Origin of the sequence: Fodinibius sp. Rm-B-1B1-1, assembly GCF_038594945.1 — a bacterium.
Lineage (GTDB): Bacteria > Bacteroidota > Rhodothermia > Balneolales > Balneolaceae > Fodinibius > Fodinibius alkaliphilus.
Window position 1 is genome coordinate 516,031 of the sequence record NZ_JBCFYD010000002.1, and the last position, 13,089, is coordinate 529,119.

The 13,089-nt window shown below is 43.9% G+C and carries 10 protein-coding genes; 3 read left to right on the forward strand and 7 right to left on the reverse strand.

What is annotated here, in order from left to right; translation table 11 throughout:
• Nucleotides 1-35: 35 nt before the first annotated feature.
• The 5 genes from AAFH98_RS09515 to AAFH98_RS09535 all read right to left on the reverse strand — a co-directional run bounded on the left by AAFH98_RS09515 (nt 36) and on the right by AAFH98_RS09535 (nt 6,089).
• On the reverse strand, nt 36-2,450 hold the full coding sequence (locus AAFH98_RS09515) for a TonB-dependent receptor (RefSeq protein ID WP_342522469.1): 2,415 nt from the start codon (nt 2,448-2,450) through the stop codon (nt 36-38).
• A gap of 55 nt (nt 2,451-2,505) precedes the next feature.
• Nucleotides 2,506-2,817, reverse strand: a complete 312-nt coding sequence (locus AAFH98_RS09520; RefSeq protein ID WP_342522470.1) for a hypothetical protein — start codon at nt 2,815-2,817, stop codon at nt 2,506-2,508.
• Between the two features lie 36 nt (nt 2,818-2,853).
• Nucleotides 2,854-5,121, reverse strand: coding sequence for a TonB-dependent receptor (locus AAFH98_RS09525; protein ID WP_342522471.1), 2,268 nt, complete (start codon nt 5,119-5,121; stop codon nt 2,854-2,856).
• A gap of 73 nt (nt 5,122-5,194) precedes the next feature.
• The gene (locus tag AAFH98_RS09530) at nt 5,195-5,677 is read right to left on the reverse strand and encodes a hypothetical protein (RefSeq protein ID WP_342522472.1); all 483 of its coding nucleotides are present in this window, start codon (nt 5,675-5,677) and stop codon (nt 5,195-5,197) included.
• Nucleotides 5,678-5,765: 88 nt separating this feature from the next.
• Nucleotides 5,766-6,089: a hypothetical protein gene (locus AAFH98_RS09535; protein WP_342522473.1), complete on the reverse strand. Its 324-nt coding sequence runs from the start codon at nt 6,087-6,089 to the stop codon at nt 5,766-5,768.
• Between the two features lie 190 nt (nt 6,090-6,279).
• Between AAFH98_RS09535 and AAFH98_RS09540 the strand changes: the two genes are divergently transcribed.
• On the forward strand, nt 6,280-7,815 hold the full coding sequence (locus AAFH98_RS09540) for an N-acyl-D-amino-acid deacylase family protein (protein ID WP_342522474.1): 1,536 nt from the start codon (nt 6,280-6,282) through the stop codon (nt 7,813-7,815).
• A gap of 396 nt (nt 7,816-8,211) precedes the next feature.
• On the opposite strand, the gene sucD is transcribed toward AAFH98_RS09540, so the two are convergent.
• A complete protein-coding gene (sucD, locus tag AAFH98_RS09545) occupies nt 8,212-9,087 on the reverse strand; it encodes a succinate--CoA ligase subunit alpha (RefSeq protein WP_342522475.1) in 876 nt (291 codons plus the stop codon).
• A gap of 201 nt (nt 9,088-9,288) precedes the next feature.
• On the opposite strand from sucD, the gene dnaG reads away from it, so the two are divergent.
• On the forward strand, nt 9,289-11,361 hold the full coding sequence (gene dnaG / locus AAFH98_RS09550) for a DNA primase (protein WP_342522476.1): 2,073 nt from the start codon (nt 9,289-9,291) through the stop codon (nt 11,359-11,361).
• A 43-nt stretch (nt 11,362-11,404) separates the two neighbouring features.
• Entirely contained in the window at nt 11,405-12,229 is an 825-nt protein-coding gene (locus AAFH98_RS09555) for an inositol monophosphatase family protein (protein ID WP_342522477.1), read from the forward strand.
• Nucleotides 12,230-12,255: 26 nt separating this feature from the next.
• Here AAFH98_RS09555 and bshB1 read toward each other — a convergent pair whose 3' ends face one another.
• Nucleotides 12,256-12,999: a bacillithiol biosynthesis deacetylase BshB1 gene (gene bshB1, locus AAFH98_RS09560; RefSeq protein ID WP_342522478.1), complete on the reverse strand. Its 744-nt coding sequence runs from the start codon at nt 12,997-12,999 to the stop codon at nt 12,256-12,258.
• Nucleotides 13,000-13,089 lie beyond the last annotated feature (90 nt).

Consider the following 13,089-nt stretch of genomic DNA (forward strand, 5'->3'; position numbering starts at 1 on the left):
GCACCCTGCAGATTAGATGCTCCCAATTTTGGTTATTACAGAATACTGAAGGGAATTTTAACCCGGAAGCTGACATTGCGACCGGGACTTAACGCATATCCTTTATAGGTATCGAGGAAGTCGCGATATGCTTCATTAAGTAAATTATTGGCTGAAATTTGAAGAGAAATTGGACGATTCCATAGAGGGATCTCTCCGCCAACAGTAGCATTAACCAAGGTATAGGCATCGGTTGATGCTACTCCAAAATTACTGAACTTGGGGGCGTTCCCAAATTGCCAAAATGGCTCATAGCGACCGGCTGCATCTTTTGACGCGACATGTTCAACACCAATAGTCAGGAAGGTGTTTTGAAAAGCGGCAAGCTCGCGTTTAACAAATTTTATGCTTCCGCTTACTTTGGTGGGGGGAAGTAGTGGAAGGTCATCTACCTGGGAGATATCCTGATCCACGTTTTCGCCCTGAACCGTTTCAAAGGTACCTGAGAGTTGCAGCCATGGTAATACTTGTGCGGTAATATTTGCATTGGCACCAACTAAGTGGGCATTACCCTGGACGGTCTCAAGGATAGGGGGACCATCGTTATTGGGGCCTGCAAATTCCCCGGTGTTGACTAAAAAGATGTAATTATCGATTGCATTTCGATAAACAGTGGCTTTTACTTTTAGGTTTGTTGATCTCCAACGTAATGATAAATCAGTATTCAGTGAGTGTTCAGAATCCAAGTAGGGATTTCCAACCTGGTAGGCGGCGATGCCCCCGTGCACACCATCAACGTGGAGGTTGAAAAGGCTGGGAGCTCGAAAGCCACGCCCAACATTTCCGGCTAAAGCCAATGATTCCGTAAACTGGTAGGTAGCTCCCACAGAGCCGCTGAATTCCAAATAGGATTGATCCAGAACATCACTGGTTTCACCGGCAGACTGGTCTGGAAGATTAAGATCACTATTCGGCTCGGCTTCCTGCGAACGAGCATCAACTCGAGCTCCGAAAGAGAGTGTGAGATCATTGATTTCAGCTTTTTCAAAGACAAAGGCCGCAACGTTTTGTACTGTTGCGCTGGGTACCAGTGGTTCTACACCGCGGGTAGCCTGATCTTGGTATTTATATTCCAGCCCGATAGTACCTGAAAAAGGTCCGATTTCGGGATGTTCAAGCCCCATCTTGGCATTGTAATTCTTCAGAAGTATATCGAGATGCGCATATCCTTCGTCGGGCAGCTCATTACGGGGAACTGCATTTCCACCTCCCGGACTTGATTGTCGTAAGTTACTGGAATAGGTGAGGTTAGGTTTGAGGATAAAATTATTTCCGAGATTTAAATTCCCCTCAAGTTGAACAGTATTATTTTCCAGGTTTTGTCCCAATCCTTTTCCATTGGGAAGTAAAAAGTTATGATTGTTTTGCCAGCGGGTGTATTCGGCAGAAATTTGACCTAATCCGGTTTGATATCCAATGCCTAAACTACCATTAAGCTGGTCATAGTCGGTGTGATCAAGTTCTCCCGAAAATTTTGGGGCTGAGGTGTTATTTGATTCCTGGAAAGTGGCTACTTCAGGAGCTTTCATATTACCGGAGGAGCGCCGAATAATGGTACTGGTAAAACCAAACCGGCCAGAGGCTCCGTTGAGATGCAGTCCGCCCACAAGTTCATCATTGTTGGTAGCAAATTCACCAAGCGTCTGCCCCTGCAAGAAGGGCTGCTCATCCACCGCATCGGGTAGTGAGTTTGATATTACATTTACAGCACCGCCCAAAGCATCAGAACCATATTGTACACTGGCTGCTCCACGTACCACTTCAATACGTTCAGAAGTGAAGGGATCAACGTTGGGACCATGACGAACCCCGTACTGCTGATAGTCCATGGCTACGCCGTCGTCAAGGACACGGACGCGGCTACCGCTTAGCCCGCGAATGACGGGCTTGCCCATCTGGCTTCCGGTGGAGATGCTGGAGACGCCAGCCAACTCATCAAGAGAGGCACCCAGTGAGGTTTGCTGTTTAGAAAACTTGGTGTCACCGGTTAAGATATCTACATCGGCCGGGGTCGTAAGCGGATCCGAGGCATAAGGCGTGCCGGTAACGGTTATGGTTTCTTCTTGAATAAGTGTTCGCTGCAGCGAGATATCAAGCGTTAAGGGTTCTCCTTTTTTAAGTCTTACCTCTTTGTTTTGGTTTTCATAACCAACGAATGAGAATACCAAGGTGTAGGTTCCGCTGGGTAAACCTTTAATAGTATAAGAACCGTCTGCTTTTGTGTAGGTACCACGATTCAACTGTGGAAAGGCAACATTTACGCCGGCAACGGCTTCATTGTTGTCATCGGTAACGGTTCCTTTAATGACGGTGTTTGATTTTGTTTGAGCATAAGTGGTTTGCACTCCGAGCAATGTCGAGAGACAAAACAGTACAACAAAAAGTAGTGATTTAGTAAATGAATAATTCATAATTACTGAATAAATATCTTTTTAGTGTTTTAATCTTTGAAAGGTAAGTCAGTAATTAGACAGGCGGAGATTTGTTATTGAGATCAGAAACAAACTCAAGGATTAAAATCTGATCAGATAGTAACGAAATGGAGATAAAATCATCGCGAATAGTATTGCCAGTGTCGTGCACATCGGCAAGGGCCTGCATTAGATTCATGCACGCAACGCAATCCGGCTGATCAACGCTCAGATGATGAGGATTATTTGAATCTTGAAGCGTGTAATCCGGATGCAGCTGATGGATATGAAAAGCAGTACCAATCAGACATACTCCAACCAGCAGCGTGAGGATCTTGCTAAATCTGCTGGTCAAATGGTTGAACATTAGATATCTGCTTTTGTACTTGGTTATTTTGAAGTCTTAAAAGTACATGCGGTATAACAAAGAGATATTGCGGCCCGGTTCGGGATAGATTTCTTTTATACGTGATAAATGATTGCGGTAGGTAGTATTGAATATATTGTTGGCATTAAGAGAGAGCGTATGCATCAGATCCCATTTTTGAAACCTATACTGACCGAAGAGGTTAAAAATGGCATAACTGTCGGTGGATGTTTCAAATTCACCAGTGCGGTTTTGTTCGGCTGCCCATTTACTTTTAGCACCAATTTTAAGTCCGCTGTTATTATAACTTACTTCTACATTTCCCTTAAGGGGAGGAATCATGGGGAGAGGATTCCACTCACTATCGGAATTTTGTTGCTCGGTATCGAATAATTTGCGCTTTCCGTGTGTGTAACTCATTGAGGTAGATAGCGCCCAGTTCTCAAAAACTTTGAGTTGAGAGCTAAATTCAATGCCTTGTAATACTGCCTGGGTGCCGGTAAACTGATAGATATACAGCGACCGATCTTGTGGGGATGGTTCCCCTGTATTGCGGGCATAATTGTAATTGTTAAATCCATTGTGGAAAAAGGTCAGTTCCGCCCGGGCATTAGAGCTGCGATACCGGAAATAAAGTTCTTTTCCGAGTCCGCGTTCGGGATCTAAATCGGGATTACCCACTTCATAAGAATAGGAGGCTAAATGGGGACCTTGCGAAAAAAGTTCTTCTTGGGATGGAGGACGGAAGGAGTGAATAATGTTGGCACCGGTAAAAAATCCACCTCCCAAATCATAAACAATATTGGCCGAACTGGCCAGTGCCGTAAAGTTACGATCTCTAATGGGGCGTCCCTGTATGGATTCATTCTCGACATCCGGTATAGCAGTGGTGTGATCCAGCCGCGCTCCGACTTCAAGGTGTAACGAACCAATATCTTTTTCTTCAATAAAGAACCCGGAAAAACTATAGGAGTCTGAATCTGGGGTACGCGTGCCATTAACAGCGTAGTTTTTTCGTTCAGCCCAAAGCCCCACTTTTCCTTCATCGAAGAGTGTAAATTCATTATGGTTAGCTTTGACGGAGGTATTTGTGGTAAGCACACCAAACTCTGTCCCTACAAATCCACTGGACTCAATTTCCTGGTGGAAGTAACTTTTGTGTGAGAGATCCACTTCAAGGTTTTGCCAAAATGGACGATCCAAAATGATTTCTGTCGTGCCTTTGACCTGGAGTTTTTCCATTTCAATATTGACGCCATTCGGATGGCCTCCCAAGGAATCGGGTGGAATGCCGTAGTTGTTTAGGTAAATATTGGCAGAAAGGCCGGCATGTCCCCAGGGGCGAACATATCCTAAGCCGACCGTATTATTGGTGGATAATATTCCAGAGTTAGTAAGTTTGCTGTTGGGAGTTTGGGTGTTTAATGCTGAACGGAAATTACCATTTACTTTAAGAGCAAAGCTATTGCTAATTGGGGTTGCAAATTCCACGCCTCCGGCTCCACCGGTATTTACAGATTCACCTTGCAAACTGGCTGTTCCGTGCGTATGATCAGGAATACTCGATGGAACCTGGTTTTGCACCACATTGATAACCCCGCCAATAGCGTTGGATCCAAATTCTAATGCAGAGGGGCCGCGTGCAATTTCAATTTCTTCTGCCGACATCGGATCAACAGTAACAGCATGATCGGACGATTGGGATGATACATCGCCCGACCGTTCGCCATCTTGTAGAATCATCAGTCGTTCACCACCCAGACCGCGCATCACTGGTCGGCCGGGAGCGGTTCCCATTGATCGGGTACTAACTCCGGGCATATCTTCAAGCGTACCCGAAAGCGTGGTACTCAAATTCTGTCGCAGCGTTTCACCGGAAATAGTTTGCGTAGCATTTTCCAGATGACCATTCCCTCCACGTTCAGATTGGCCAATGACCTCAACACCTACATTATCTAAAATGGTGGGAGTTATCCGAAACGTAATTCGCAGGGTATCATTGGACGGGACTTCTATACTCTGCGAACGCGTTTTGTAACCGATGCGCTGCATTTTGATAGAGTAGGTACCAGCAGGTACGTCTTTAAAGGTAAAGGAGCCATCGCTATGTGTCGTTTGTCCCCGGTTGATACCTTCCATGAAGAGGTAGGCATAACTGACTGGCTCGTCCGTTTCATCGTCCACCACTGTTCCTGTAACAGTACTATTTTGGGCAAATCCAGCGATGGGCTGTAACATCCCCAGAAGCAATAAAAAAAGTAGAAAGTTTTTGGCAACAAACATCATGGTCGTAAATGGTGACATTCAAAGGATTATTAATTCCTGTTAAAGAAATCGGAGGCGAATATAGACTCACCTCCGATATATGTCACTGCTATTAGTTATTGTGTTCTTCTACGTGAATTTCAATGGAGTTAGTACTGAAGTCTGAGTGATCAGCACCATGCATGAGCTTGAAAATTACGGTTGTTTCTCCGGCCGATTTACCTACGATGTGGAAACTCCATTTGCCATCTTCATCATGCTGTTCGATATCTGCATGATCGGTATTGGCAATCTCCCAGCCTAAAGAATATTCGTCTCCGAGATCTTCACCATGGATTTCATTGCCATCTTCGTCGAAGAATTCAGCGGTTATCAACGAAGTTTCTTGTCCTGCCTCAAGATGGAAATGTCCACTGACCTCTCCATCCGCATAGGTAACGATCGTATCTCCGTTCATCACAAATTCTATGCTATGGGGATCAGAATGTTCTTCATGATCATCGTTACTGGCTGGATTGTTGCATCCTGCTAAAAGAAGTGCTGTCGCAAAAGTAAGGACAATTAATTTGTTCGGAAAATGTGTAGAAATATTCATGGTTCTTGGCTCTTTAATGTGAAAATTGTGTATAGGGGCAAATATTACATGCCATTGTCAGGCAGTAATAGGTAGAAAAAATCCAAAGTTAGCCAAGAATAGGAGGTGAGCGTCCCTTATTAGGGAGATAGAAAAGAGGAGTCCAGATATTAGCTGGATCGAACGTAATCGTATTTACAACAGTAAATGATGGGCCCGAATAGTCATTCAAAAAATCATCATTCTGGATGAGGTGAGCACATATCGGGCAAAGCGTAGTATCAGCGGTAATACAGTGTCCGGTATTCGCAAACTCTGATGAGTTATGTAATTCTAAGTTGTGGTGGGAGTGGAGGGTAGAAAAAGTAAGGGTTACACCAACAAGTGATGCAACAAAAATTCCCAGTGCGATATGTAGCTTTTTTCGAACCACTATTTTTTAAAATAACTGTAAACCCAAGATGGTGCAAAATTGTTTTTGTAAAAACACGTTAGACTTTTTACTCGGTAATAACGGTAGTTGAATGTTATTTAGTGCGGATATTCGGGACGGTTATTTTCTTTACAAAACTCTTTGTAATGTATTCCTTTACTAACACCATTTGTAATTAAAGTCTATTGTATTGAAACGATTCATTTTACTGTTATCAGCGTTTATTGTTTTTGGATCATGTTACATTTCTGAAGTACAGGCTCAGCAACAATGGGATTGGCATATCGCTGGAGGTACAATTATTGATGGGACCGGAGGGAAGCCTTATCAGGCTGATATATTAGTTCGAGGTGATTCAATAGCATTTGTTGGGCCTCTTGATCCTGATACTGTACGGGCCCAAAAGAACGTTGATGCCAGTGGCAAGGTAGTCACACCTGGGTTTATTGATCCGCATGCTCACGGCAATCCGCTGGAAACCCCAGGCTTTCATAACTTTTTGGCGATGGGTATTACTACTATTGTATTGGGGCAGGATGGTTCGTCACCGGCTGTTGGGGAGCTGGATGATTGGCTGGCAAAAGTTGAAGAAGCAAATCCAACCGTAAATATTGCAATGTTATCGGGACACGGAAGCATTCGTGCCAAGGTGAACGTTGGTAAACAAAATCCTACCCGCCAAGAGTTAAAGCGAATGCATAGATTGTTGAAAGCTGATTTGCAGGATGGAGCATTTGGAATGAGTACGGGATTGGAATACGTGCCGGGTATGTATGCTGCTGAAGAAGAATTAAAGCGGATGGCTGCGATCGTGGGCGAAAACGATGGAATTGTCATGAGTCATATGCGTAGTGAAGATGATTCGGATATGGAAGCTTCGCTGGACGAATTGGCTCAACAGGGGGAGTTTTCGAATGTACATGTTTCTCATCTAAAAGTGGTATATGGCGAAGGAGAAAAACGTGCCGAAGAAATCCTTAATTATATCGATCGTTTTCGGGAACAAGGGATTACGATGACGGCAGATATTTATCCGTATTCAGCCAGCTTTACGGGAATTGGTATTGTGTTTCCGGATTGGGCTAAGACGGAGGATGAGTGGAAAAACGCTTTGCAGGAACGTCCTGAAGTGCTTCGGCGGTTTTTGAAGGATAAGGTAGAACAACGTAATGGTGCTGATGCAATTCTTTTTGGATCGGGTGATTATACCGGATTAAGCCTAAAGGAGGCCGCTGAACGGGAAAAGGTATCTCCTGTAGATCTGCTTATAAAAATGGGTCCCGAGGCGGCTTCAGCGGCTCATTTTGTAATGGATCAGGCGTTGCAGGATCGGCTTTTGATGGGAGGAAAAGTGATGGTAAGCTCGGATGGGAGTCCTACGATGCGCCATCCGCGGGGGTATGGGAGTTTTGCTAAAATTATTCGGTACTATGTGAACGAAAAAGAGTTGCTGAGTCTTGAAGAAGCTATCTATAAAATGAGTGGTCTGCCAGCAAAAACGCTTGGATTGAACGACCGAGGGTTTATCCGGGAAGGGCAAAAAGCTGACCTGTTAATTTTTGATCGGGAGGAAATTGAGGATCGGGCAACGTTTGAACATCCCCATAAATTAGCCGAAGGTTTTAACTGGATTATGGTGAACGGGACTCATGTTCGCGGGGATGGAGAGTTTAATAAAGTAACGAGTGGTCGGCTCTTAAAGGGGAAAGGGGCATCAAAAAAATAGGTTTTGAAATACCTGTTGGATTTGATGCCATTCGAGATAGATAAAAACCACGAACAATAAACCACTGAGTAAAAAAAGATAACGTGGATTGATCCAGTTTGTAGCTTCGTTTTTATTAAATTTTTCAATTAATCCACTCACGAGAGTACCGACAGCAAAACCAAAAATAAGGTAACCCATATAACAACGTATATTTTTTAAGTCAATCTGATGATAAGCTGAAAATAGATAATAAAAAAGCCTTCTCTCCAAGTGGAAAGAAGGCTTTAGAGATTCTTGAAAAACCTGTGTCACCCTGAATTTATTTTAGGGTCTATTGCAATAGATGCTGAAGCAAGTTCAGCATGACATGATAGGATTTGCAATGGTTCTTCCTATATTTCTTTATCGATCGATTTAGGCTGTTTTTAACAATTCTTTAAGCGTGCTCCCAATTTCAGCGGGACTATCAACAACGGTAACACCCGCATCACGGAGGGCCTTTTTCTTGGCGTCGGCACCGCCTTCGCCACCGGAAATAATAGCGCCGGCATGTCCCATACGACGGCCGGGAGGAGCTGTGCTACCTGCAATAAATGCGACAACCGGTTTGTCGATATTTTCTTGGATATAGGCTGCTGCTTCTTCCTCAGCGGTTCCGCCGATCTCACCAATCAGTACAATTGCTTCGGTGTCGTCATCTTTTTCAAAAAGTTTTACCGCGTCGGTGTGTGTCGTTCCAATCACAGGGTCGCCGCCAATTCCAATAGCCGTGCTTTGTCCGAGGCCGGCTTTCGTAAGCTGGTCAACAGCTTCGTAAGTTAGTGTTCCGGAACGGGAGATGAGTCCTACCTTGCCAGCGGTGAAAATGCTGCCGGGCATAATTCCTATTTTGGCTTCGCCAGGTGTAATAACACCGGGGCAATTTGGACCAATGAGCGTAGCTCCGTGGCTGTTAACAATTTGTTTAGCCGTAACCATATCTTTAACCGGTATGCCTTCGGTGATACAGATAATGGTTTTAATGCCGGAAAACGCAGCTTCCGAAATAGCATCTCCGGCAAAAGCTGGAGGCACAAAAATAACCGACGTATTGGCATTTTCTTCTTGAACAGCATCAGCTACCGTATTGTAAACGGGTAAATCAAGATGTTTTTGTCCACCTTTTCCAGGTGTTACACCGGCTACAACATTGGTGCCGTATTCAATCATTTGTTCGGTGTGAAAGCTTCCTTCACTACCGGTAATTCCTTGTACAACTAATCGAGTGTCGTTACCTACAAGTACGCTCATGAACTTTGAAATTAGGTTAAATAGTTTCTTTAAGTCGGTCGGAATATACCCACATCATCGTGATTTGGCAAAGATCACAGTTGATAATTATGAATCAGGAAATAAGATATTATAATATTGGATAATTCCTGCTTATCAATTCTAAATTCATCATTAAAAAGGGATGATTATCATCGTCATTTCTGTTATTATTTCGGTGCTATGGCAACCATGATTCCCGATGAAAAAAAAGAAGAAGTTCGAGGTGCGGCGGATATCGTCGAGGTGGTAGAGGACTATGTAAAACTGAAGCGATCGGGCCGGAGTTGGAAAGGACTTTGTCCGTTTCATGATGAAAAAACTCCTTCTTTTCATGTTACGCCAGACTTGGGAATCTACAAGTGTTTTGGCTGTGGAGAGTCTGGGGATGTGTTTAATTTTATGATGGAAATGGAGGGGGTCGGTTTTGTGGAGGCGTTGCGTTCTTTGGCCGACCGGTATGGCGTATCGCTACCCGAAGAAGATGCTGAGGAATTTGATGAAGAACACAACCTCCGTGAAGGTATTTATCACGCTCTCAAATATGCTGGGGTATTCTTTTTTCGTCATTTAATGGAAACGAAGGAAGCCCAGAAAGCCCGGGATTATCTGCAAAGTAGGGGGTACGACCGCTCGATCATAAAAAAATATGGGTTGGGTTATGCGCCATCGGATGGGGAAAAACTCTATCGCACAGCAATTGATTCCGGTCTTAATGAAGAGTATTTGCTCGAGGCCGGCCTTGTCAAACCCAGTAATCATGGTGATGGTTTTTATGATGCATTTCGGGGACGGTTGATGTTCCCGATTTTTAATCCCTCAGGTAAGGTTATTGCATATGCCGGACGTGTGCTGAGCGATAATAAGAAAACGGCCAAATATATAAATTCGCCACAGACCAAGGTTTATAATAAGAGCAAAGTATTGTATGGAATAAACTTTGCTAAAAATGATATCCGCAAGAACGATGAGGTTATTCTTGTCGAGGGATATACCGATGTGATTTCTCTGCAGCAATACGGGATTAATAATGTGGCCGCCTCCAGTGGTACTTCATTGACGCCTGACCAAATGAAGTTGCTGCACCGCTATGGTGATACTATTACTATGATTTATGATTCGGATTCCGCCGGCGAACGGGCAATGAAGCGGGGTATCAATATTGCGCTGCGAGAAGGGATGGATGTAAAGCTGTTGGAGTTGCCTGAAGGAGAAGATCCGGATTCGTTTGTTCGACAGTTTGGGAAGGATTCATTTCTGGAGATGAAGGACGAAGAGTCGGAAGATTTTTTGAGTTACCAAATTATCAAAGCCAAAGAGGAAGGACGCTGGGAAGAGCCTGCTGAAAAGAAGAAAGTTATCTCTGAGATTTTGGAAAGCATTGCCCATATGCCGGATCAGGTATCCCGAGAAACATATGTGCAGCATTTGAACAGCAAGGCTAAAATCGGGGATCGGGCGCTGTTTGAAGAGTTGGGGAAAATCCGAAAAAGAGTAAAAGAGGAGCGCCAGAAAGCTAAACAGCGTGAAAAACGACGTCGAGAGCGTGAAGCTCGAGAACGGCGCGAAAACCGTCAGCAGGATGTGGATATGGATCAACGCCCCCAGGCAACGACGCCCCACTCGGTTGGGTTTGAAGAGCAGGGAAATACCTCTCAAAGGCAAAGCGAACCTTTACCCCCTAAGAAACGACCCAATTATGAAAAAGAGCTGATTCGCTTAATGCTGATGTATGACCGCGATATGATTGACTACATCGGCTCGCAATGTAATGAGAAACAGTTTGAAGATCCGCAACTCCGGGCGTTTTACGAGGATATTATCGAACGGTATAAAGCTGAGAAAAAGGTGTCAGTTGAGGCTTATGCCGAGCGTGAACATCCTTATCCTGAACTCGTCGGGGAAGTGGTGCTCGAAGAACATACAGTGAGCGAACGGCATCACGAGAAAATAGGCGTACAGTATAAGCGGGATAAAAATCCCTATCGTACAGCAAAAGGAGCACTTAAGGCTTTAAAGATTCACTATTTAGAGCGGTTGCAAGAAGATTTATACAAGCGATATAATGCTTCTGATGATGAAGAGGAGCGGCGAAAAGTGATGAAAGCAATGAAAGAAGCAGGTCGCCAGCGAACACTATTGCAGGAGTCACCTATTGATGAGTTATTCCCCGAACCTGATTCTGATGCTGCCAAAAAGGTATCCGATAAGGTGTTTGAGTATAAGATGAAGCATGAACGGGAGTCCGAAGAATAAGAGCTATACCATTTCTTTAATGTTAGTCTAATCTATATTTCGAATGTCAGATTTTACGATAGAACTGAATGTTGCAAAGAAGGCAGCACGAAAAGCTGCACAAATTATTAAGGATTTCCGAAATAAAAATTCGTTTTCAGTCGATTTTAAAGGAAAGAATGATCTGGTTACGGAGGCAGATGTCAAAGCGGAAAAAACAATTCTTTCAGTAATCGAAGAAAACTTCCCCGAAGATCATATTTTGGCTGAAGAGTCATCAGATACACTGGAGTTGCCTGATGGTCGAACGTGGTTAATTGACCCCATCGATGGGACGACTAATTTTGCACATGGTTTTCCGGTATATTGTGTTTCCATTGGTTTATGGGAAGATGGGATTCCCAAGATGGGACTGGTGTTAGAGGTTTCACGCGATGAATATTTTACAGCCATTGAGGGGAAAGGTGCTTTTTTAAATGGCAATCCAATAACAGTATCAAACCAAGATAATCCTTCAAATGCGCTGGTTGGTACGGGCTTTCCTTATAATGATTTGAGTCTGATAGACCACTATATGGCATACTTTCGTATGTTAATGACAACGGTACAGGGTGTTCGTCGTCCTGGTGCTGCGTCGTATGATTTGTGCTCTGTAGCTTGTGGGCGTTTCGAAGGGTTCTACGAGTATTCTCTTAATCCATGGGATGTAGGAGCCGCTGCGCTTATTGTGCAAGAAGCTGGTGGAAAGGTTACCGATTGGTCTGGCGGGGACGATTGGTTATTCGGTAAGCGAATTGTAGCCGGAAATTCTGCAGTGCATACCTTTTTACTGGATGAGATTGCAAACTATTTTGATGAGGATGAGATAAAAGCAAGAAGTAAAAAATGAGATGAAAGATAATGTACTTCTCGCTTTTACCTCTGCGGCTCCGTCTCAAATAATGAATCAAATGAAGCCATCGGCATCGGTCCATTCTGATATATAAACGGTTCGCCGTAGGTGGCGCCAATCAGGTGACCATAGTGACGAGCTCTTGCTTCAATGCCATCAAAAAAGTTGGTATTAGAAATGTAAGTCTCTGGTTCGTCCCCCGGGTTTTCTACGTTAAATTGCGTTTCGAAAGCCAAGATTGCCTCTTTCTTTGTTTCAAACGTATCAGAAATATCAAAAACGATATCCGGATCGAAGGGACGGTCTTGCATAAAATGCAACACGTGAGAAGGTCGCCATCGCTCTTGTGGATCCCCCTGTTCGTCAAAAGTTTCAATCTTTGTTAATCCGCTAAAGAAAATAGCATCTAAAGCCAGCCGGGTACCATTTCCATGATCGGGATGCCGATCAGAAGGCGCACCAACAAAACAAATATGAGGGCGATATTTTCGAATTTGCTGGATGATTTTCTTCTGATATTCACGCGTACTTTCGAGTTGTGTATCCGGTAACCCTAAATTTTTGCGGACTTCAAGTCCAATAATTTCAGAAGCATGCTGGGCTTCTTTAAGTCGCTGTTCGGGCGTGCCGCGACTTCCCATCTCTCCACGGGTAAAATCAACTACGCCCACTTTTTTTCCTTGATTTACCAAAGCAGCAAGGGTTCCGCCGCAACAGAGTTCAGTATCATCAGGATGAGCAGATAGAGCTAAAAGATCCAGTTTCATGACATGCATTTTCTATAAAATTTACCGTATAATATAGCCGAATTTTGCAGGATCGCTAAACTTCGAATTTTTTAAAAAAAGATGTAACGA